This is a genomic window from Chryseobacterium sp. TQ-BC-N36 (assembly GCF_058382295.1).
The window spans coordinates 2,640,020-2,663,341 of the sequence record NZ_CM178175.1; the positions used below are offsets into that span (position 1 = coordinate 2,640,020).

Below are 23,322 nucleotides of genomic sequence, written 5' to 3' on the forward strand. Positions count from 1 at the left end.
GGATTAAGAGTTGTGACGGAAATAGCCGGACTGCTCGATCTTATTATCATAAACTGTTAATTCTGTAATCGGTGCAGATTCTACCTCAACATTATGAGAAGATACTCCCCAAGCCTTAAAGTCATCACTTCCGATATACTTCACAAAGTTGTAAATGTTAAGAACAATCTTCTGTTTAACAGTTAAAAGAATATCGTTGATATAGGTGTTATCTATGATTACATATTTAAGATCCGGCGGTATATCATGGGCTCTTAAAGAAGGATGACTGCTTCTGGAAGGAATGGTTCCGTCTGCCATTAAATCCTTCAATACCATATTGAAATAATCGTTGATTCTACGGTCTACTTTAAACCCTAAGAGGAAATTGATTTTATATACTGTTCCCGGAAGAATTTCGTCTACGGTATATCTGAACGTGTATGGATCTTCCTGGTTTACGATGCTCAGGATGAAATAATGGTCGGCTCTTTTTGGCTGTTTTTTGATGATGGAATAAATAATCTTTGATTCCACTTCATCGTTTCTTTTTGCTCTGCTCAGATAAGCCAGGTTTGTGGCATATTTCGGAATGGTTTCATCCAGTTTCATGTCTTTAAGAATAGACACATATTTTTCTATTTTGACAAACTGGATAAATCTTGTTTTTATTAATCTTCCGTTATACCATGCATACATAGAAACTCCGATAGAACCCGCCAATACAACGGTAATCCATCCTCCCTCCATGAATTTGATGATGTTCGCACTGAAGAATCCTAATTCGATAGCCATATAGACTAATGCGAAAAACAAAATCAAAACTTTGCTTACTCTATGTTTCAGCAGCCAGAATACCAACAGCACTGTTGTCATCAGCATGGTTACGGTAATGGAAAGACCGTAAGCGGCTTCCATTTTCCCAGATTCTTTGAAATGCAGAACGACAATGATACACAGGATAAGAAGTCCCCAGTTGATTCTTGGGATATACATTTGTCCTTTAACCCCTGAAGGATAATCAATTTTCTGATTCGGCCATAAGTTAAGGGACATTGCTTCTGAGAATATGGTAAAAGAACCTGTAATCAATGCCTGGCTGGCAATAATAGCAGCGGCTGTGGCTAAAATTACTCCCGGGATGATCATCCATTCTTCCATAATTCCGAAGAACGGATTAACAACAGAGAATCCGGGTTTGTTATAATTAGTCAAAAGCCATGCTCCCTGTCCAAGATAATTTAGAATAAGCATGATCTTAACAAATGCCCAGCTTACTCTGATATTTTTAGCCCCACAGTGACCCAAATCTGAATACAGTGCTTCTGCTCCGGTTGTACAAAGGAAAACAGCCCCTAAGATAACAATTGCACTTGGTGAGTTGACAATCAGTTTATATGCGTAATAAGGATTGAATGATCTTAAAATCTCAAAATTCTCGCTTAAATGCATTACTCCAAGACCTCCCAATACTAAGAACCAAACTACCATTACAGGACCGAAAAACTTTCCGATAAAGCTGGTTCCAAACTGCTGTACCACAAAAATAGCAATCAGAATTCCGATGGTAATAGGAACCACCGGTGTATGTGGGTTATAAATTTCAAGACCTTCAATAGCTGACATTACCGTCAGTGATGGAGTAATTACACCGTCTGCAATAAGGGCTGCAGCCCCAATAATCGCAATGAGATACAGCCATCCTTTCTTAAGGTTTCTTACCAGTGAAAACAGGGCAAGAATACCTCCTTCACCTTTGTTATCTGCCCTCAGAGCAATAATCACATATTTTATTGTGGTCTGCAAAGTAAGGGTCCAGATAATACAGGAGAGAGCTCCTTCTATGTATTCATTGAAAGGCATATTGCTCCCCTGAGATCTCGCATTCACAATTGCTTTCATTACGTAAAGCGGAGAGGTACCAATATCTCCAAAAACAATTCCTAGAGACACTAAAACTCCTATAAAAGAAAGTTTCTTTAGATCGAAGTGGTAACCATCTTCTGTAACTTCTGCCATATCAGCTTAATTTATTTTAAAGGCGCAAATTTATACTAATTTTATGACGTCAAGAATTTTTCTTCATGAATATAATAAATGAAAAAACTTCCTTTCGGAAGTTTTTTTCTATAACTATTTTACGTACATCGCTTTTTTGATTTCCTCTTTTACTTTTTCAAGTTTAGGGAACCATTCTGCAAACAATGCTGCAGAGTAAGGTGCAGGTGCATCAGGAGTAGTAATTCTCTTGATAGGAGCATCTAAATAATCAAATGCTTTTTGCTGTACCATATAAGTAATTTCTGAAGATACAGAACCAAACGGCCACGCTTCTTCCAAAATAACCAGTCTGTTTGTTTTCTTCACAGATTCCAAAATAGTATCGAAATCTAAAGGACGAACTGTTCTAAGGTCAATAACCTCTACAGAAATTCCTTCTTTTTCCATATCTTCAGCAGCCTGGATAGCCAACTTCATGATTTTACCGAAAGAAACCAGAGTTACATCCTTACCTTCTCTCTTGATATCTGCTTTTCCTATTGGCAGATAGTATTCCTCTTCAGGAATTTCCATTTTATCACCATACATCTGCTCAGATTCCATGAAGATCACCGGATCATTATCCTGAATCGCGGTTTTCAGCAATCCTTTTGCATCATAAGGGTTTGAAGGTACTACTACTTTCAGTCCCGGGCAGTTAGCATACCAGCTTTCAAAAGCCTGGGAATGGGTAGCTCCCAATTGTCCTGCAGAAGCAGTAGGGCCGCGGAAAACGATTGGACAGTTCCACTGTCCACCACTCATTTGGCGGATTTTTGCAGCGTTATTGATAATCTGATCAATTCCTACCAAGGAGAAATTGAATGTCATAAATTCTACGATAGGTCTGTTACCGTTCATTGCAGCTCCTACAGAGATCCCTGCAAATCCAAGCTCTGCAATTGGTGTATCAATTACTCTTTTCGGACCAAATTCATCCAGCATTCCTTTTGAAGCTTTATATGCACCATTATATTCTGCAACTTCCTCTCCCATCAGGTAGATGGACTCGTCTTTACGCATTTCCTCGCTCATTGCCTGCGCAATTACCTCACGAAAAGTATATTCTGCCATATTTTCTTGAAAAATTTAGACTACAAAAATAGTGTTTTTTTATGATACACATCATAAAAAGCCATCTCATTTCAATGAGAAGTTATAATATTAACTGTATTTAAAATGAATTTTCCTTCTTTCTACTTAGAACTTATGGTTTTTCCAGGTTCCGAAAATTTTACACAACATTTTCATTCACAAAAAAACGGCATTTCATTGCTGAAATGCCGTTTTAAATTTTATATAAACCTGAATTAATTAGATTTCTCCCAAACCTGAGTTCTTCCTAATAAAGATAATCCTAAGTAACCTCTTACATTCAGTTTATCTCCGCTTCTTGTAATGGTACATTTGTACGTTTTTCCTGTTTTAGGATCAGTAATGGTACCTCCGGTAAACTCATCACCATCCTTTTTCAATCCTCTGATAATTTCAAGACCCAAAATCGGTTTTCCTTTTCTGTCATCCTTACAAGAAGTACAGTTAGGTTCAGCCGGTTTGATCAATAGCTGGGAAACTTTTCCATAATATTTTCCGTCTGATTTCTTGAATATCTCTACAATAGATTTTGCCTGTTTTGTTTCATCATCTATTGTTTTCCACTTTCCTTCTATCTGCGCAAACGTTAGCATACTAAATAAAGAAAGCGCGAATGTTAACAATATTTTTTTCATATTTCTTATAGTTTTAATTGATACAATATTCTTGTCTACGTATTTTATAAAAGTATAAATTAATTTTCAACAAACAAAAACTTTTATTATACAAAGCATAAAGAGGATAAAAAAGTAAAATCGTTAAAAGGCAAAAAAGCTAAATTTCAATCAGTCCGTTTATGTTTTTGCAATTATACGTTTTTGCTGTTTTACCTTTTCACCATTTCACTCTAATACAGCTTCCTGTTAATCACCCTATCCATATAATCCTGATACCAGGCCTTTGCGGTTTTCTTCCCCTGTTCTACTTCAGGATTTTTAACTTCATTGATCAGATTTTTTTCAAGACCCAGATCAGATTTGTCATACACGCCTATGAATTCTTTTCCATCAAAACGGTAAATATAATTTCCGATCATGAACTGCTCCGTGCTTCCGTCTGAGTTCACAACAATAAAAGGATACTTCTTATCACTCACCAGACTTCTTCCCCAGCTTCTGATGGGTTTATCATATCCGATAAGATCTGCCAGGGTAGGATATATATCTGCCTGCTGTGCAATTTCCTGACTGACTCCTTTAAGCTGGTATTCAGGATTTGGAGAATAAAAAATCAATGGAACGGCATAACGGTTCATGGCTCTCTCATACTCCGGATAATATACCTGATTGGTATGATCTCCTGTAAAAACAAAGATGGTATTATTGAACCAAGGCTGCTTTTTGGCAGTTTCAAAATATTTTTTGATGGCGAAATCAGTATACTGGATGGGTTCATGCATTTCTATCTTCCCTTTTTTAAATTTCCCGTTATATTTTTCCGGAATTTTAAAAGGGTGATGTGATGAAGCGGTAAATACAGTGGTCATAAAAGGTTGTTTTTTTCCTACATTTTTAGCAAAATACTGCAGGAAAGGTTCATCCCAAATCGCCCACATGCCATCAAAATCTTCATCATGGTTATATTCTGTTTTTCCGAAATAATGTTTAAATCCTAAAATATTTCCAAATCCAAGGAATCCCATTGAACCGTTGGGTGCCCCATGATAAAAGGAGGTATCATATCCCAGATCATTACATACAGAAACAATAGACTGAATTTTCTGATTGGAATATGGAGATCCCGTAAATGCGTCAGTAAGACTGGGAATTCCGGCCAAAACACTGCTCATCCCATGAATAGACTGTCTTCCGTTTGCAAAAGTATTGGGAAAAATAAGACTCTGACCAGCCAAACTGTCCATAAACGGGGTGTAAGAAACATAATCTTTGATATTTTTGTCTTTATTAAAAGCACCGGAATATTCTCTGCTGAAAGATTCTACAATGAAAATAACAATATTGGGACGGTTTTTTACTTTTCTGTCATACACTTTATAAGGCTGTACATACTCTTCGATGTCTTTTTCACTCACAAAATGAACTTCCTTAAAATTATTGGTATTTAAAGTTCTGAAAAATGAGAATGTACTGTTCAGCACCATATTTCCCTGCAGTGGATTTGTTACAAACCGCGTAGCATCCACCATATTGATAGGCCTTGTACTATGTTTAAAATCTCCTCTGATTCCCCCCACCACCAATACAGCAGTAATACATAAAGTCAGAATGGAAGTCAGAAAATAGGGAAGCAGCTTGGCAGGTTTCAGCTCCTCTACTTTTACTTTTTTATAAAGGAAAACCCAAAGAATCATCAGCACTACATACCAGATCAGCACAAAAGGATGCTGCCCAACAGAAATCATCAGCGTTTTATAAACGTTAGACTCATGCTCTGCTACCTGAAATACCGCTGAAGTAAGTCTCGCCTGGGAAAATTTATAATAAATAAAATCCCCGAAGTTCATCGCATAGGCAATACCATTGGTGATAAAATAGAGCCAGAAAAGTATTTTTTGAAAAACGTTCTTCGTATTGATTACCAAAGGTAATAAACTAAGAAGTATAAATAACGCATTGACGTACAGAATAGCGGTGGTATCAAAAGCAGTACCATGAAAGGCCAGCTTTATATATTCTGAAACGGAATCAACTTTAATAAGATCTTTATTAAAATACCAGAATAAAAGCCTGGCAATCTGATAAAAAACATAGGCCAGAAAAATCCTGTATACCAATACCAGAGCTTCCTGTTTTCTAAATCCTTTTAAAAATTTCATGGGGCAAATTTACATCAAAATCACTTTAATGCATTTTTTAGTTCAGATTATTTTGAGTTAGAATTTTTAAAAACTGTAATTTTGTGCTTATGGATTTTATAAAGAATAATCTGGCCAATGCCTTAACCCTGGCGAATTTATTTGCGGGGTGTGTAGGTGCAATACATCTTATTTTAGGAGATTATCAGACAACAGCAATCTGCCTTATTCTCTCTTCGATTTTCGATTTTTTTGACGGCTTTGTGGCCAGGGCTTTAAAATCAAACTCCAACCTTGGGCTTCAGCTTGATTCTCTTGCCGATATGGTGAGCTTTGGAGTGATTCCGGGCCTTACAATGTATAAAGCACTTGAACCTTTTGGAACTGAACTTCTTGGGATTCACTTTCCATTTGACATCAAATACATCGGGATTATTGTTACTGTATTTTCCTGTCTAAGGCTTGCCATCTTCAATCTTGATGAAGAACAGCGTTATTATTTCAAGGGATTAAACACGCCTACCAATACCGTTTTACTTTTTGGTCTTTATTATGCCTTTAAGGAAACCGGAACTTTCAGCTTTTTATTTAACAATGAACTGCTATTGGTTCTGCTGACTCTTATTACATCATGGCTTCTGATCAGTCCGATCAAGATGATGGCGATGAAATTCAAATCAAAACAGTTAAAAGATAACTACCCTAAAATTGTATTACTGGCAGGGGGAATTATTATTCTGGCTTTATTTCAGGTAGTAGGAATCCCGATGCTTGTTATTTATTATATATTGGTGTCTCTTATTTTTCAGGGACAGTTAAAATAACATATTTCAATAGAACACATTTCAAATTATTAATCATCAACATGAATTTAAAACTCCATAAACCACTTTGTATTTTTGACCTGGAAACCACAGGGACCAACATCGGAAAAGACAGAATTGTTGAAATCTGTATCTTAAAGGTAAACCCGGATGCTTCCAGAGAAAGCAAAACATGGCGCGTCAACCCGGAAATGCCGATTCCTAAGGAATGTAGTGAAATCCATGGCATCTATGACGAAGATGTAAAAGACGCTCCTACTTTCAGGGATATTGCCGCTAAAATTATGGAAATGATATCAGGTAGTGATCTGGGTGGTTTTAATTCCAACAGATTTGATGTTCCGCTTTTGGCTGAAGAACTTTTAAGAGTAGGAATGGATTTTGATCTGAGCAAATTCAGACTGGTAGATGCACAGACTATTTTCCATAAAAAAGAGCCCAGAAATTTAGGGGCGGCTTATCAGTTTTACTGTGGAAAAACACTGGAAAATGCACACTCTGCAGAAGCTGATGTCATGGCAACATTCGAAGTTCTGGATGCGCAGGTGGGAAAATATGACGATATACCAAATGAGATAGCACCACTAAGTGAATTTACGTTCCATAATAAAAATGCAGATCTTGCCGGATTTATAGGATATAACGAGAAAATGGAAGAAGTTTTCAACTTTGGAAAATATAAAGGTCAGGGTGTGAAAGCAGTGTTTCAAAAAGATTTAGGGTATTTCGGATGGCTGCAGAATGCTGACTTTCCGTTGTACACCAAGAAAATTTTTACAAAGATTCAACTCTCAAGCAGATTTTAAATATGTCTGACCTAGTTCGTTTTAAATTTTATGAAACTGCCCTTGAAGCTAACAGGGACAAACAGATCCTGGCTGAAAACGGGATTAACAGTTTCATTGCGAATGAGCAGCTCATCCAGTCGGATTGGCTTCTCTCACAGGCGGTAGGTGGCATACAGCTCCAGGTATTTGAGGATGATATGGAAAAGGCCCAACAGATTCTGCAGGATTACAAAGACAATGAACAATATTCGCTGGAAGTAGAACACACCATTGAAGATCCTGAATTTGACTTTGTCTGCCCGAAATGTGGTTCCAATCATATTTACAGGGACGACAGTGCCACCAGTTTCTTTGGAATTTCATTTCTGACGAGTCACAAATTCAAATGTTATTATTGCGGGAATGAGTTTACCCATTAGCCAATAGAAATTAATATCCATTAAGCGGTATCAATAAAAAGGAAGATTGCTTCGTTCCTCACAATGACGAAGTCAAAAAAAATAAAATAAAAGAATTATGAAAATCATCTGCATAGGAAGAAATTACAGTGAGCATGCGAAAGAATTGGGAAATGAAATTCCCGAGAATCCAGTTATCTTTATGAAACCGGATACCGCTGTTTTAAAGGGAAATGATTTTTACATTCCTGAATTTTCAAATGATATCCACTACGAGCTTGAAGTGGTATTAAAAATTTCAAAGGGAGGAAAATATATTCAGAAAGAAACAGCACACAAGCATTATGAAGAAATAGGTTTGGGAATAGATTTTACGGCAAGAGATCTTCAGAGCGAACTGAAATCAAAAGGGCTTCCATGGGAGCTTGCCAAAGGTTTTGACGGTTCTGCTGTGGTAAGCAGCTTCTTTAAAAAAGAAAATTTCAGTCTGGAGAACCTTCAGTTTTCATTATTAAAAAACAAAGAGAAAGTACAGGATGGCAATACAAAAGATATGATGTTCAACTTTGACGACATTATTGCTTTTGCCTCCCAATACTTTACGTTAAGAGTAGGAGACCTTATTTTCACAGGAACTCCGAAAGGGGTTGGAAAGGTAAATGAAAATGATATCCTGGAAGCTTATCTTGAAGAAGAAAAAATCCTTGATATCCGAATATTATAAGTATTTAACATCAGAATATGACAAATTTTTCATACCTTTAGGTAACAAAATTAGAGGTTATGATAAATATTGTATTACCCGTAGATTTTGGGGACAAGACAGACCAACTGGTAGACGGTGCCATAAAATTTGCAAAACAGCTTAACGGCAGAATTTACCTGATCCACGTAGCGCCATCAGATATCGGCTTTGCCATTGGTGATATGGGATTTCAATATTTTCCGGAAGTGGAAGCCAACGAAATCAGAGAAGAGCTGGTACAGCTTAATAAAATTGAGCAAAGAATCATCGGCCATGATATTGATTGTGAACACCTTTTGAAACAGGGAATTGCAAAAGATATTATTCTGGAACATGCAAAAGAAAAAAATGCAGACTATATTGTGATGGGATCACATGGCAGAAGCGGAATCTATGATGTATTCGTGGGAAGTTTAACAAAAGGAATTACGAAAAGTTCAAGCATTCCTGTTCTGGTACTTCCGATTCACGACTAAGAAAAGAAAATTTTAATCGTTAGTAATAAAAAAACCGATCAAAGCATATTGTTTGATCGGTTTTTTACTATATAACCAATTAATTAACCTTCTTTTTTGTAGATATTCGGATCGTAGTAAGGATGCTTACCTTCCGTTGGAGAATAATAGTCTTTATCTTTGTCACCACCTAGTGTAACCACCAGTACATAACACCAATAAGTGAACAGTACACAGCAAACGATAAACAGAATCCAGTTTAAAACATTACCGAAAGCATCAAAGAAACCGAAAGACCATTTGAAAACTTTGCTTAAGAATAGAAAGAAAGACGTCATTATTTTCCTTTTTTAAATTAACTTTGTACAAATTTATAAAAAATGTTTAAATTACTTTCAAAAGAAAGCAATATTTTTTCAATTCCTGTTTATATTGGTTTTCTTCTTTTAGTAGTCGTAATATTTAACATACTGAATTTCAACACTTACGAAGCTATTGTTGCCGGAATAACTTTTCTGGGAATTGCTTTGGGATATTTTTGTTTTCACAGTATCGCTCTTAATTATCAGACCCATCTGCCTTTATTCTTATATACCTTTTTTATTTTCGGGCTATACCCCGGGAACCTGGATATAGGAATCGCCGTTTCACTGCTTACCAACTCTTTTCTTATCCTTCTTCTGACCAGTGCAGATGAGGATATCAGAAAAAAATCTTATGTGTTGGTAGGCTCTATAGTAGCTTTGAATTTTATTTTTCTCCCTACTACCTGGCCGATGGCTGTTTTTGTGATCATCCACGTGATTGCCACCTCTGCCAAGATCGGGCTGAATCTTTTCAGATTTCTGCTGGGAATTGTTTTGATTATATTCAGTTATTTTTCTGTCATGTATTTTGTACAGTTCACATCATGGAATATCGATTATTTTCCATTTGGAAAAATGAAACCGGTAACGGATTACACAGAACTTCTGCCATTAATTCCCGTGGTTCTGATGCTTATTTATGCTGTATATGACCATTTTAAAAATTATAATAAGAAGAGTCCGATAAGCAGGTATAAATATACCTTTCTATTGGTCTTTTCTGTAGCACAGCTTATTTCTATTATCCTGTACATGAATAAAAGCTATGAATACCTGCTTCTTCTGGCATTTCCTTCAAGCATTATCCTGAGCAGAATGATGAGATTTTTACCTAAATACTGGATGCGTGAAGCCAGTGTATGGCTTATTATTATTAGCCTGCTTACCTTTAAGGCAGGTACAGTTTTTGATTTATTTTAAGAAATTATGATTCAGATAGACGATAAATTGATTTCCGAGGAAATTTTTTCCGAAGAATTTGTTTGCAACCTTACAAAATGTAAAGGTGCATGTTGTGTGGAAGGAGATGTAGGAGCTCCGTTGGATAAAAGCGAGCTTGAAATATTGGACAGTATTTTTGATAAAATAAAACCTTACCTCACCCAGGAAGGAATCAAAGCCCTTGAAGAACAGGGAACATGGACTACTGATCCGCACGACGGAATGTATGTTACTCCTATGGTGGAGAACCGCGAATGTGCCTATGTAACATTCGATGAAAAAGGAATTACCAAATGTGGTATTGAAAAAGCGTATGAAGATGGTGCTGTAGACTGGCAAAAACCGATCTCCTGTCACCTCTACCCGATCCGTGTTACGGAATATTCTGCCTTTACTGCATTGAATTATCATGAGTGGAATGTATGCAGCGATGCCTGTACCCTTGGAAAAGAGCTTCAGGTTCCTGTATATAAGTTCTTAAAAACTCCGCTGATCAGAAAATACGGCGAAGAATTCTACAATGTTCTGAGTGAAGCAGCTGATGAATGGAAAAAAGAATATGGTTCTTAACCTGATACGTATTTGAATTAAATAACAAAAACCGCAGAAAAATCTGCGGTTTTCTTATTGTCAGCAAAAAGTTGACTAGTTGGCAGCTCCTGCTTTTACCGTCACAGTTTCTACCTTTTTAGCCTCTTCTTTTTTAGCATTTTCCCATCCGTCTTCCGGCATCAAAGTCGCTACAATTCTACTTTTTGTAAGGTATTTTTTAGCAACATCCTGAAGGTCTTTTACTGTAAGCGCTTTTACTTTATCCTGATAATTCAAGATATCGTACTTATCACTTCCGTCCAGTTGATTCTTGGCAATAGCATTCATCCAGAACATATTATCTTTCAGTTCTGTTTTATTGTCATTGTATTCTCCTTCCTTGTATTTGTCAAGATCTTTCTGCTCAGGTCCTTTATCAATCAGTTTCTGAAGCTCAGCAATAGCGCTTTTCGTAAGCTTCTCAGCATTCTCAGGGCCACAAGGGAAGCTGATGCTGAAATTGTAGGAATTGTAAGGAATTTTATTCATTCCTCCTCTTGCTCCTCCGCCATAGATGCCGCTTTCATCTTCTCTCAGTTTTTCGATCACTTTGATGGTTGCCACTTCTCCAAGAGCTGATAAAGCCAATGCTTCTTTTTCATTATAAGGAGCTTCTCCTGCATAAGAAATGGTTACCATACTCTTCGGATCTTTACCTTTTTTATACACCTTGGTATAATCTCCGGTCATCTGTCTGTATCCTGTATCTTTGAACATACCAGCCTTTCCTGATGAAGGAAGACTTGCAATGTACTGCAGCACCTGGTCTTTGAATTTCGATTCATCAATATTTCCTACAAAATAAAAATGGAAGTTTCCTGCATTGGCAAATTTTTCTTTATAGATATCATATGCTTTTTTATAATCGGTGTTCGCCCAATCTTTCTCCATTGGGAACAGACCTATAAATCTAGGGTTTTTCTGATTCATGAATTTGGCATGTTCGCTCGCAAAATAAGTCTGTGGATTAGACAAAAGATTATTCAGCATGGCAGACTGCTTTTCTTTATAAGCATTGAAAGAAGCAGGATTATAGTTCAGATTTGTAAAATAGGCATACATAAGTTCCATCGCTGTTCCCAAATCTTTTTGGGTAGTCCTTCCGGAAACCCCTTCAAAGAGAGCAGTTACCATTGGATTCACGTTTACTTGTTTACCGGCAAGATAATTGGTAAGATCTGCTTTGGAAAATCCACCAACACCAGCTTCTGACAATGCTGAGAAAGCAAACTGCGTTTTATTAAAATCAGCATCAGGAATAATAGAATTTCCGCCTAAACTTCTCGCTGTAAATACAATCTCATCATCTTTAAAATCTGTTTTCTTGAAAGTTACTTTAGCCCCGTTGCTTAAAGTCCAGGTTGTTGTCCCTAATTTGGCATCCGTTTCTGTTTTCGCAATTTTCCCTTCAGATTTGAAAGGTTTTACTAAATTTTTAATGGTAGCCTTTTCTTCATAAGGTTTAAGATCTGCCATTTTCACTGCATCAAATGTATTCAGAACCATTGCTTCTGTAGGCATGGTTATATTGTCTTTTTTAGGGCCGGTGATCACAATTACCCTGCTGTCATCCTTCACCATTTTCTTGATGACTTCGTTGGTCTGCGCCAAGGTAACGGACGGTAAGAAAGATTTGGTATCTTCATATTCCCACGCAATTCCAGGAATCGGCTCCTGCTCCAGGAAGTTTCTTACATACTCTCCTACCAGCATATCACTTTCTGTTTTATCTCTGTTGTTATAAGATCTTTCAAGGTTGGAAAGGACCTGAGATTTTGCTCTGTCGAGTTCAGATTGTGTAAAACCGAATCTTTTGGCTCTTTCTACTTCCTCTAACAGAACTTTCAATGCATTCAGCTGATTTCCTTCTTTTACCATGGCAAACCCCTGGAAGGCTTCTTTGCTTCTTGCATACGTTCCTCCATGATATACTGATCCGAAAGTAAACGGTGGATTTGTAGAATTGATCAGTTCTCTCAATCTGTTATTCAACATTGTGGTTGAAAGGTTTTCTATAAGGCTCTGATTGTACTGTTCAATAGTTACATCCGGTTTGTAGGCCTCAGCATCTTTCATGATAAACTGTACCATAGAATTGGTAGCATCCGGATCTGTTTCAATAGCTACTAAAGTTTCTTTGTGATTGGGAAGATCAAAAGATTTTCTTTCTCTTGGATTTGAAGGATTTTTATATTTACTGAAATTATCCTTGATCTTTTTTTCGATCTCATCTACATTGATATCTCCTACTACGATAATCGCCATCAGATCCGGTCTGTACCAGTCCTGATGGAATTTTCGGATCACATCGGGTTTGAAGTTTTCCAAAATTTCTTTTTTTCCGATCGGCAGCCTTTCTGCATATTGTGATTTGTACAAAAACTTCGGAAGATATTTATCCATCATCCTTTTATCTGCTCCAAGCCCCAATCTTAATTCTTCCAGCACAACTCCCCTTTCTTTATTGATCTGTTCATCAGAAAGTGTTGCATTGAATGCCCAGTCTTCCATTACTTTCAGTCCGGCATCCAGATTTCCGGGTTTATCTAAGGGAACCGGAAGCATATAAACCGTCTCGTCAAAGCTTGTATATGCGTTAAGGTGCTGTCCGAATTTCACTCCGATAGATTGCAGGAAGTCAACCAGCTTATTATCCGGAAAGTTTTTAGTTCCATTGAAGTTCATGTGCTCCATAAAATGGGCCAATCCTCTTTGATTCTCATCTTCAAGAATGGAGCCGGCATTGATGGCCAGGCGGAAATCCACCTTTTTCTCAGGTAATGTGTTTTTTTTGATATAGTACTTCATTCCGTTGGAAAGGGTACCGATTCGCACAGAAGGATCCACCGGAATGTTCTGTGCAAAGGCATTCGAGGACATCAGAAAGATGACCGCAAATGAAGATAATACTTTTCTCATGGTATTTGATTTTATTTACACGCTAAAAGTATCAATTATTCACAAGGTGAAGAAATTGCACAATTTATTTCATAGTTAAATTTGAGTTAAAAATATTAATATATTAAAAAAACCGGGTAATTCCCGGTTTTTTATATCTTAAAAAAGAGTTTTTATTTAAAATCTGCATCCGTAACTCCGGAGTTGATCACCACTTTTGTAGTTTTAATTGTCATTTTCTGACCTCCGCCTTCAGCGTCTACTTCTGCAGGGAACTGTATTCCGTCTACAGTCATATAACTTTTGATGGTAGCATTTCCTTCTCCGGCATCTGTTTTATATAAAAGTCCGGTTCCTGCATCAAAATAAAACTTTCCTTTATCAGAAGACAGTACATTATAGTCTTTTCCGTTTAATTTTTCTGTTGATACAGTCTGAAAATTAGAAGCATCAAAAGCTAACGCATCAATGGGTTTTCCTTTTTTCAGGTCAGCAATCTTGTCAGCAGGAATATCTGTTTTAGTTCCCATCTGATCAAAATACCCTTTCTCTCCGTCAAACAGCTGAATCATTTCTTTCCCCATGAAAGATTGTACAGATTTGAATTTATTTCCTAATTTCTTTGTAGTCATTTGAATTTCCATTCCCTGCACACCAACCGTATTATCAGTAATCGTAGATTTTACAGCGTCCAGTTTATCTTTCCCACCTAATGCTTTGAAATAATTATCAACAACTTCTTTAGGTGTCAGTTTTGATTTTACAGCTTCTGTTTTAGCAGATGCAGCTCCCTTTTTCTGAGCTGCTGCAGGTACTGAGAAAAGTACAGCACAAAAAAACGGAATGATGATCTTTTTCATATTTATAATAAAGTTTAAAAAGTAAATATAGGAATATTGGCGGACATACAAATAAATAATGAGTAATGAATGATCAATGATGAATCGTAATTGATAAGTACCTGGTGATGATAACTGATTAATTTTAAGGTATAGATATATAATAAAAAAACCGCCAAAAAATGACGGTTTTCAAATATTTATATCCGGGTATAATTACTTCTTAAGTTCTTCTAAAAATTCGTCGTGAGAAATTTTAGTTTCTTTTTTACTTGCTTTTTCAAGAATTACATCTTTTAGTTTAGCCATAGCTACTTCAGAAGAAATTTGTCTTACCTGCTCCTGATCTTTCAGCATTTCAACAGCATATTTCTGGATCTCTTCATCACCTAAGTGGTGGATTCCGTAGATTGCCAACTGATTTTTTACCAGCTGCTCAGCCTGAGCCAATACGTCAGCATAATCAAGGTTGATTTCGTTCTCAGTCATCAATTTACCTTCAATGATCTGATATTTCAACTGGTTTTTCTCAGCTTCAAGAATTTCTTTAGCCTGCTCTTCAGACTGAATGTTCTGGTTTGAGAATAATAACCACTTCACTAAGAATGATTCTGGAAGTTTCACTTCTTCTTTCTCAGTCACCTGTTCCAATACTTTATTCACAAAGTGAACATCAGCATTCTGTTGGAAATACTCATCCAATTCAGTTTTCACTTTATCTTTAAGCTCTTCTTCAGACTTGATATTTCCTTCTCCGTATACTTTATCGAATAGATCCTGATTAAGCTCAGCTAAGTTTAATGAATAGAAATCTTTTACTTTTACTTCTACTTCATTGTGGTGTAGGTGTTCAACTTCTTCTTTGCTGAATCCTAATTCTTTAGCTAATTCTTCGTCACCTGCAAGCGTTTCTTTTGTTACTTTTACAGATCCATCCATTTTCAAACCTTTTACCAATTTGAAAGCTTCTTTGTTTTCAGCGGTAATAGTAAGGTTTTTTGGGTGGTGGTGGTGCTCTCCTTCAGCATCTTCTTCCACAACCTGAGAAACTTCTAAAGCAATGTAAGAATCTTTAGTGATTTTATCTTGAGGAACCTGCTCAGCGAAACGCTTCTGCATGTTTTCAATGCTCTTACCGATTTCTTTGTCAGAAGCTTCTACTTTGTAGTGAGGAGCTTCATATTTAGCTAAATCTATAGTGAATTCAGGCTCAAATCCTACTTCAAAAGCAACTTCTAATTGATCAGCATTGTAATCTAATTCGTTTACGGGCTGAGGAATAGGCTGACCAACTAATCTTAATTTGTTTTCATTAACATAGTTGTTCAATGCATCAGAAACCTGTCTGTTGATTTCTTCAAATGCAATACCTGCTTCATATTGTTTTTTAACCATACTCAAAGGCACTTTCCCTTTTCTGAATCCAGGAACTTGCGCATTTTTAGCATAATTAATCAACTGCTTCTCTACTTTTTCTTTGTAGTCAGATTTTTCCAATGTTACTGTAAGCAATGCACTTACGTCATCATGGTTTTGTGCGGTAACCTTCATTATTGATTAAAATTTTAGGTTGCAAAAATAGGAATTTTTTATGAAAATCACCCATTTAAAATCAACTTATAACGCCAAAAATTGTTAAATAAAAAACCGCCGGATTATTCCGGCGGTCCAAACAAGATTAATTGTCCTAATTACTTAGGTTGTATTTTGCCTCAGCGTCGGTTTCTCCTCCTACGACGCTTCCCCAGGCAGTACCTGATTTAGCATCGTTTACACTTTGAGGAGAGTGAATAAGCGTCAGTTTTAAAAACGGAGCCGTTCCGTCAACAGCTTTCACGACAGTCCATTTGGTTCTCAATCCAACTCTTTTCCCATCACTTCTAAGATCGCTGCCATCTACTCTTTCTACGGTAATATTGGATTTTGGAAAATCAAAAATTAAAAAATGTTCGTTTTTAGCATCAATGATCTCCTGGGTAGCATCTTCATTTCCGTTTCTGAATTTTGCCTGAACAGTGTAAGTCTTACCATCTGTAAGCGGAATAGTAGGCGTTCCTCCCGCTCCGATACTGTAATCATAACTTTGAGTGGTTCCTGCTGCATCATCAGTTACCAGTAACACGATATTCGTAAGTTCTTCCTGAGGAAGGTCATCTTCTTCTGCAGAACCGTTTCTCTGACAAGATGTAACAGCAGTAACAGTGATGAATAAAACAGCTAATAATTTGATAATATTTTTAGTATTGAATAGTTTGTTCATTGTTAAGAATTTAAAATTGTGAAATTTTGATTAAATGTTTTTTGAAATCTTTAGAATCTGTATCTAAAGTTTAAAATAAAGTTTCTTCCTGCCTCATCTGCAAAGAATCTCAAACGGTTCAGATACTCTCTGTATGAAGTATTGAAAAGATTATTTACAATAAGTCCCGCAGAAAGATTTTTGCTGATATTGATTCCCGTTTGGATATTCCAAAGTGAGTATCCGTTTGGCGGCGTACTGAAATCGATTTCCTTATCCACCAACTCACCATTCACAAAAAGCTCCAATGGTGCATTTCGGATCGGGAATCTGGTTTGTTTTAAAAATGTCTGGTTTTCAACAGTGAAATAGAAGCTGTTCCATTCCTGCTTTTTAAACTGTAATGCATTGGAAAAATTTGGAGGCATCATCAGGATCAACGGCTCGTTATGGGTATCGTCCTGCCCGTATACGTAGCTTCCTTTTCCTACATAAGTAAGGTCATCCGTAAGTTTCCAGTTGATATCCAGATCCACTCCATACATTTTTGCATCAATCTGCTGATATACCCATTCCGGGAATACCCCTCTGATTGTTCCTTTGATCCCAACGGGAATTTCATTAATGAAGTTTTTAGTGATGAAGAAATATGGGTTTACAGAAACATTCAATCCTTTTAAAACATTTAATTTTGAGTCTACATTTAAATTAAACTGATGTCCCTGCTCATTTTTCAAGCCCATGTATCCGGTTTCAATAATACCTGCAGAATGGTGCAGCCCGTCTGAAAATAATTCAGCAACATTCGGAGATCTTCCCACTTTTGCATAATTAAATTTCAGATCAAAATTGGCATTGGGACGGTATTCCAGCCCTGCATTGAAAGAGACATTATTATAATTAAGCTGAGGGCGTGTCAAAACTCTGTTCTGATCTGTTTTCACGTAGAATTGTGGATAAGCATTGGCATATAACTGATCCCAGTCACTTTTATCATACCATTTGGTTACATCATAACGGGTGAAGTCATATCTCGCTCCTGCTTCAAAATTGAATTCAGGTGAAATTTTATATTTAAAAACAGAATAAGCACCTGCCGAATATTTATCATAATTCGGGATCAGACGTCTCGCTTTTGTTGCAGGATCTGAATAATTGTTTTGAAACCCTGCATCAATTCCGGTTTCCAAAGACCACTTTTCTCTCTCTAATAAATCATTAATATTGAACTGGTGCGTCATCAACGCCAAATCCAGTGAAGGGGTATCATTTAAATCTCCTCTTCTTATATCATATTCCTGTCTGTGGTTGTACTGATAACTGTACGTAGCAGACAATTTCCCTATATTTTCAAATCTCTTGAAAGCAGAAACTTTTGCAATATGATGTTCAATAACCTGTCTTGGGTTATCAATATCATAACTGAATTTTCCTGAATAGATTGGAGGATTGGCATTCATCGCCCTGTCATAATCTTCAGAGGTGGAAACGTGTGAGTCTCTTAAAATTCCTATATTCTGGTTTGTCAGATAATAGTCAAAAGAGATCCCTCTTTCATAGGTATTATTCTGAACAGTGAAATTGAAGGAAGAAAAATCCATTCCTGTATTTTTCAGATTATAATTGGGTGCACTCTGGTCTCCCAGTTTCTTGATGCTTCCGCCAGATTTTACAGCCCATCCGTTTTTCCAGACTTTAGCAACATCTACATCAAGCCCAAGACCTCTTCCGTTGGAAATTCCGGTAAGACCGACTGAGCCTTTGATAGTATCCTTTTTGGGGAAAATTTCCGGCTCCATTACCACGACTCCACCAATAGCATCACTTCCATATTTCAAAGCAGAAGCTCCTTTGATTACATCGATATGCTGAAAATTATTAATATCAACATTCGGGGCATGTTCCACTCCCCATTCCTGCTCAGCAAGGCGTACTCCATTGTTCAGGATGCTGATTCGGCTTCCATACAGCCCGTGAATAACAGGTTTTGAAATATTATTCCCGGTTTTCAAAGCCGTCACTCCTGAAATTTTAGATAATAAATTCCCCAGATTATCCGTAGAGTTTTTCTCTATATCAGATTTATTGAGCGTTTTCACTACCAGTGAACCGTTGTTTTTATGACTTCCATGGATGGTAACGGTTTCAATATCTTTGACATGATGTTCCAGGGTAATGACCAACTGAACATCCCGATCAACTCCTATATTTTCAGTATAATCATTGCAATCAGGATGTTGTGCAATGAGCGTATACTTCCCTGCAGGAATTTTGTCAAAAGAAAATTTACCTTTCTTGTTTGTTTTGGCTGTAAAGTTTCCGATTTTGATGACTGCATTTTCCAGCATGGTCTTATCATGAAAATCCTGAACGGTTCCCTCTACAGTATATGTTTTTTGTGCACTTGTAAATACTGATCCGCAAAAGATCAGCAGCAGGCAATATATCAATTTCATTGTAAATAGATTGATTGCGTACCTATCAATAAGGTACATTTTTCGTTAAAATTTGTGGGAAGGGTTTGTTTTAATTGTAGAATGTACAATGTAAAAAGTACAATGTATTGATGATGAGAAATTAAAAATTAGTCACTGAAACCGTTAATAACAGCCGTTACCAAATGATTTCCAACAGCTTTAAACTTCGAACATCAAACATTAAACTTTAAAGTACAGAACTTTAAACCCAATAAGAATCTATGAATTATGAAAATGCGGGCGGTCCCCGAAGCTGAAAAGTGAATTTGGTCTGAGACCATATTTTCTCCTGAATGGCGATGATTTGCTTTACTTCATGGCTGTAATGCTCAAAAGTAAAGCTGAATTCTTCAGGAGCCAGTGTATGTCCGGTCACCAAAAAGTGGCAGGCCAGACAGTCGCCAGCTTTCTCTTTAGTAACAGCCTTCGTCACCGTATTCTCCGTTTTTTTAAGATTAAAAGCCTTAAAATAGTCTACAGAATCGTGATGGTGAAAGCTTTGAGAAAGCAGCGCAAGGAAATATACTCCAAACAACAGCTTGGAGATAAAACTCTTTAAATTTCTGCTTTCTTTAATAATCATGGTTCAAAATTATGAAAATAATTTAATTGTTTCCTTAAAGTTTTATTAAATTACTTTGCAACTACTGATAATAAGTAGAGATGAACAGCATTCTGTTACAAAAAAAATGCTCCATAATTTCTAATTTATGAAGCATGTATATTTTTGATTAATCAAGTTGGGTTCCGAGATATTCCCACTCCTGCAGTGCTGTCTCCAGATCTTCCTTGAATTTATTGTATTGTTCCAGGGTTTCATCTGAAGGATTTTCTTTAGCAAAAGAAGCTTCCATTTCTTCTACTTTTGTTTCAAGCTCAGAAATTCTTTCTTCTACTTTCTTGATTTTATTCTGAATATTTTTTTGTTCTTTACTGACAATATTGGAAGATTGGGTACTGCTCACAACAGGTTTTTCTTCCACTTTCTTAGGTTCTGTCTTTACTTCGTTATGAAGTTTGGCTTTTTCTGCAGAAATCTCTCTGATGGTTTCCTTTTGTCTGTACTCAAGATACTCGTTGATGTCTCCAAGGAACTCTTTCATTTTTCCGTCACGGAATTCATAGATCTTATCACAAAGCCCCTGCAGGAATTCCCTGTCGTGCGAGATCACAATCAGAGTTCCTTCAAAATTCTGCAATGCCAGCTTGATAATTTCTTTAGACTGGATATCAAGGTGGTTGGTAGGTTCGTCCATGATCAGTGTATTGAAAGGACGCAGCAATAGTTTACAAAGTGCCAGACGGTTTCTTTCTCCTCCGGAAAGCACTTTTGTTTTCTTAGAAACAGCATCTCCCTGGAAAAGGAAAGATCCTAATAAGTCTCTTACTCTAGGTCTTGTTTCTTCGGTTGCTGCATCTTCAGCTTCTTCCAGAACCGTTTTGTTAGGGGTCAAAACCTCTTCCTGATTCTGCGCAAAATATCCGATATTGACATTATGTCCAAGATTCCATGTTCCGGAATAATCCTTGATATCTCCTGCAAGAATTTTAGCCAGCGTAGTTTTTCCCTGACCATTCTGTCCTAAAAGAGCAATCCTGTCTCCTCTCTGAACGATGAAATCTACATTGTCAAAAATCTGTTTCTGCCCATAAGCCTTTCCAAGATTTACCGCTTCGAAGATCACTTTCCCGGGAACCATAGACTGAACGAAACGGATGTTGAATTTTGAAACATCTTCGTTATCAACCTCAATACGTTCTATTTTATCTAATTTCTTAATAAGTGACTGCGCGAAAGATGCTTTTGTAGCACTGGCACGGAACTTATTGATATTGTCTTCCATCTGTTTGATCTCCGCATCCTGATTTTTTTTAGCCTGAATCAGTTTCTCACGGCGATCTTCTCTCATGATCAGATATTTGGAATAGTTGGCTTTATAATCGTCAACCTTTTTATTATTAATATCGAAAGTACGGTTGCATACAGCTGTCATGAACTGTTTATCGTGGCTTACCAGAACAATAGCTCCCGGATATTCCTTAAGGAAGTTTTCAAGCCAGATGATGGATTCCATATCCAGGTGGTTGGTAGGCTCATCGAGAAGCATAATATCGTTCTTCTGAAGAAGCAATTTTGCCAATTCGATTCTCATCCTCCATCCTCCTGAAAATTCATCGGTAATCTTTTGGAAGTCATCTGCTTTAAATCCTAAACCAAATAAAACTTTTTCCATGTCCCCTTCAAGATTATAGGCATCATGGTTCATCAAAAGATCATTCAGTTCGGTCATTTTATTGATCAGATCTGTATAAGAATCACTTTCGTAATCCGTTCTGACGGCCATCTGATGATTGACTTCTTCAAGCTCGTTTTTCCAGGCATTGATCTGTTCAAAAGCCTGCATGGTTTCATCCCAAACCGTCCTTCCTTTTACGAAATCAAGATCCTGCTTCAGGAATCCAATGGTAATACTTCCTTCTGTCACCACTTCACCTTCGTAGAAATTAATTTCTCCGGAAAGCATTTTCAATAAAGTGGATTTCCCCGCTCCATTTTTTCCTACCAGACCTACTTTATCATCCTTTTTAATGGTGAAATTGACATTTTGAAATAAATAATTTCCTGAATGATGTAATCCTAAACTTTGAACCGAAAGCATCTTAATTAATAATTAGTAATGAATAATGAATTTTCGCCGGCAAAAATACGGAAAAAGAAATGAATAGCCCAGAAATAATAAAAGCGGTCCGTTTTGGACCGTTTTTATTTCTAACGTTACTGATGTTGCAGAAGTTTATCCTGGAGTGAGTGGCGGGGTTTTCCTTCCGGACTCTACCATTGCAATCATTTCTACCAGACTTTGGGCTGCCTCTTTATAAGTTACCTGTCTGATTCCGTGGTGAGATCCTATCTCATGCTGCAGCTCGTTTAAAGTAGTAGCCTGAGCCATTGTCATCTTTTTACTGCCGTTTTTGATGCTGATTTCATTTTCGCAAGTCTGCAAAAGCTTATTAGCTTTTTTAAGCCATTCTGAAACTTTCATAATTATTGGGTTTTGGTGATTTGTTATATAATTTTATGTATTGAGGAGCTGTATCAAGGACTGCCCCGCAGGTATACTGTCTACAGGAGCTGCTCCGGGTGCATTTGCAATCCCATAAGTTCTTCGGATAATCTGTAAATCGTACTGCATATTTTCAGCACTGAAAGTAAACGCTCCCCCTGGTGCCATTGAATTTAACACAATATCTCCGGAATGCATATTTGCCTGAGAAGCAAATAAGACTATCTTTTCATTAGGTTTCATACTCACCTGTCTCTGTGAAGAAGATGTAAATGCACAGAAAGGCTGAAATACTCCATTTACTTTTGCAGCAAGCCCTATTATAACATTAGGAGCCCCCGGATGTCTTTCATTTTTTACAGTGATTATTCCTTCAGGAGTACTCTCTCCTCTCGAAAATGAACCGTCAGAATGAAAGCTTATGGCTGTTCCTAAAGGAATTTCCTGTGATAATGCCTGCATGTGAATGGTTGTACCAGGTTCAATAACTGCTCTATTGAAAACATATACTTTATATTCGGGTTCACAATAAATTTCTTCTGTACCAAACATATGCCCAAAGTTGATGGCAAACCAAGCCGGCACTCCTACAGAAATCTGATTTGGGCCTGTTGCTCCTTTAAATCCCATTAATTGACAGGCATTTTCCTGCAGATATTGTAAAATTTGTTTCTGATCAGCTGATGTGAAATCAAATTTAATTGAGTATATTCTGGTTCCGGGTCTTTGAATTAGTGTCTTTTCCATTGTTTTAATCTTTGGTATTCCTACTCTTTATTAGTGCTAGATTTTTCAATTTTCACCTTTATTCAATTTTCTATTTTGAA

General features: G+C 36.9%; 21 protein-coding genes. 7 read left to right on the forward strand and 14 right to left on the reverse strand.

Annotated elements, in window-relative coordinates; translation table 11 throughout:
* Positions 1-3: 3 nt before the first annotated feature.
* The 4 genes from AC3FI7_RS11825 to AC3FI7_RS11840 form a co-directional block, all read right to left on the reverse strand.
* Positions 4-1,998 carry a KUP/HAK/KT family potassium transporter gene (locus AC3FI7_RS11825; protein ID WP_142724959.1) on the reverse strand — a complete coding sequence of 665 codons (1,995 nt, stop codon included), beginning with the start codon at positions 1,996-1,998 and terminating at the stop codon, positions 4-6.
* Positions 1,999-2,112: 114 nt separating this feature from the next.
* Positions 2,113-3,093 (reverse strand): pyruvate dehydrogenase complex E1 component subunit beta, encoded by a 981-nt coding sequence (locus AC3FI7_RS11830; RefSeq protein WP_101239556.1) that lies wholly within the window; start codon positions 3,091-3,093, stop codon positions 2,113-2,115.
* A 236-nt stretch (positions 3,094-3,329) separates the two neighbouring features.
* Positions 3,330-3,749 carry a DUF2147 domain-containing protein gene (locus tag AC3FI7_RS11835; RefSeq protein ID WP_142724961.1) on the reverse strand — a complete coding sequence of 140 codons (420 nt, stop codon included), beginning with the start codon at positions 3,747-3,749 and terminating at the stop codon, positions 3,330-3,332.
* A gap of 212 nt (positions 3,750-3,961) precedes the next feature.
* Complete coding sequence (locus AC3FI7_RS11840; RefSeq protein ID WP_491462080.1) at positions 3,962-5,890, reverse strand: LTA synthase family protein; 1,929 nt, start codon at positions 5,888-5,890, stop codon at positions 3,962-3,964.
* A gap of 89 nt (positions 5,891-5,979) precedes the next feature.
* On the opposite strand from AC3FI7_RS11840, the gene AC3FI7_RS11845 reads away from it, so the two are divergent.
* From AC3FI7_RS11845 to AC3FI7_RS11865, 5 genes are all read left to right on the forward strand, one after another.
* Complete coding sequence (locus AC3FI7_RS11845) at positions 5,980-6,693, forward strand: CDP-alcohol phosphatidyltransferase family protein (protein WP_142724964.1); 714 nt, start codon at positions 5,980-5,982, stop codon at positions 6,691-6,693.
* A 41-nt stretch (positions 6,694-6,734) separates the two neighbouring features.
* Positions 6,735-7,499, forward strand: a complete 765-nt coding sequence (locus tag AC3FI7_RS11850; RefSeq protein ID WP_131435691.1) for a 3'-5' exonuclease — start codon at positions 6,735-6,737, stop codon at positions 7,497-7,499.
* Positions 7,500-7,501: 2 nt separating this feature from the next.
* Positions 7,502-7,900, forward strand: a complete 399-nt coding sequence (locus tag AC3FI7_RS11855) for a putative signal transducing protein (RefSeq protein ID WP_291899257.1) — start codon at positions 7,502-7,504, stop codon at positions 7,898-7,900.
* 97 nt (positions 7,901-7,997) lie between these two features.
* Positions 7,998-8,603: a fumarylacetoacetate hydrolase family protein gene (locus tag AC3FI7_RS11860; protein ID WP_491462081.1), complete on the forward strand. Its 606-nt coding sequence runs from the start codon at positions 7,998-8,000 to the stop codon at positions 8,601-8,603.
* Positions 8,604-8,662: 59 nt separating this feature from the next.
* Positions 8,663-9,100 carry a universal stress protein gene (locus AC3FI7_RS11865; protein ID WP_142724969.1) on the forward strand — a complete coding sequence of 146 codons (438 nt, stop codon included), beginning with the start codon at positions 8,663-8,665 and terminating at the stop codon, positions 9,098-9,100.
* Positions 9,101-9,183: 83 nt separating this feature from the next.
* Here AC3FI7_RS11865 and AC3FI7_RS11870 read toward each other — a convergent pair whose 3' ends face one another.
* The gene (locus AC3FI7_RS11870; RefSeq protein WP_002976854.1) at positions 9,184-9,417 is read right to left on the reverse strand and encodes a DUF6341 family protein; all 234 of its coding nucleotides are present in this window, start codon (positions 9,415-9,417) and stop codon (positions 9,184-9,186) included.
* A 42-nt stretch (positions 9,418-9,459) separates the two neighbouring features.
* On the opposite strand from AC3FI7_RS11870, the gene AC3FI7_RS11875 reads away from it, so the two are divergent.
* Together AC3FI7_RS11875 and AC3FI7_RS11880 are read left to right on the forward strand one after the other, a co-directional pair.
* Positions 9,460-10,365 (forward strand): DUF6427 family protein, encoded by a 906-nt coding sequence (locus AC3FI7_RS11875; protein ID WP_142724970.1) that lies wholly within the window; start codon positions 9,460-9,462, stop codon positions 10,363-10,365.
* 6 nt (positions 10,366-10,371) lie between these two features.
* Positions 10,372-10,956 (forward strand): DUF3109 family protein, encoded by a 585-nt coding sequence (locus tag AC3FI7_RS11880; protein ID WP_142724972.1) that lies wholly within the window; start codon positions 10,372-10,374, stop codon positions 10,954-10,956.
* Positions 10,957-11,031: 75 nt separating this feature from the next.
* Here AC3FI7_RS11880 and AC3FI7_RS11885 read toward each other — a convergent pair whose 3' ends face one another.
* The 9 genes from AC3FI7_RS11885 to AC3FI7_RS11925 all read right to left on the reverse strand — a co-directional run bounded on the left by AC3FI7_RS11885 (position 11,032) and on the right by AC3FI7_RS11925 (position 23,242).
* On the reverse strand, positions 11,032-13,896 hold the full coding sequence (locus AC3FI7_RS11885) for a M16 family metallopeptidase (RefSeq protein WP_343659591.1): 2,865 nt from the start codon (positions 13,894-13,896) through the stop codon (positions 11,032-11,034).
* Positions 13,897-14,048: 152 nt separating this feature from the next.
* Complete coding sequence (locus tag AC3FI7_RS11890) at positions 14,049-14,735, reverse strand: hypothetical protein (RefSeq protein ID WP_142724975.1); 687 nt, start codon at positions 14,733-14,735, stop codon at positions 14,049-14,051.
* A gap of 195 nt (positions 14,736-14,930) precedes the next feature.
* Entirely contained in the window at positions 14,931-16,265 is a 1,335-nt protein-coding gene (locus tag AC3FI7_RS11895; protein ID WP_142724976.1) for a trigger factor, read from the reverse strand.
* Positions 16,266-16,401: 136 nt separating this feature from the next.
* Positions 16,402-16,974, reverse strand: a complete 573-nt coding sequence (locus AC3FI7_RS11900; protein ID WP_142724978.1) for a hypothetical protein — start codon at positions 16,972-16,974, stop codon at positions 16,402-16,404.
* Positions 16,975-17,024: 50 nt separating this feature from the next.
* Positions 17,025-19,409, reverse strand: a complete 2,385-nt coding sequence (locus tag AC3FI7_RS11905; protein ID WP_491460181.1) for a TonB-dependent receptor — start codon at positions 19,407-19,409, stop codon at positions 17,025-17,027.
* A 247-nt stretch (positions 19,410-19,656) separates the two neighbouring features.
* Positions 19,657-20,013, reverse strand: a complete 357-nt coding sequence (locus AC3FI7_RS11910) for a hypothetical protein (RefSeq protein WP_491460182.1) — start codon at positions 20,011-20,013, stop codon at positions 19,657-19,659.
* A gap of 148 nt (positions 20,014-20,161) precedes the next feature.
* A complete protein-coding gene (locus AC3FI7_RS11915) occupies positions 20,162-22,090 on the reverse strand; it encodes an ABC-F family ATP-binding cassette domain-containing protein (protein WP_142724980.1) in 1,929 nt (642 codons plus the stop codon).
* A 135-nt stretch (positions 22,091-22,225) separates the two neighbouring features.
* Positions 22,226-22,474: a hypothetical protein gene (locus tag AC3FI7_RS11920; RefSeq protein WP_142724981.1), complete on the reverse strand. Its 249-nt coding sequence runs from the start codon at positions 22,472-22,474 to the stop codon at positions 22,226-22,228.
* Positions 22,475-22,507: 33 nt separating this feature from the next.
* A complete protein-coding gene (locus AC3FI7_RS11925) occupies positions 22,508-23,242 on the reverse strand; it encodes a hypothetical protein (RefSeq protein WP_491460183.1) in 735 nt (244 codons plus the stop codon).
* Positions 23,243-23,322: the final 80 nt, after the last annotated feature.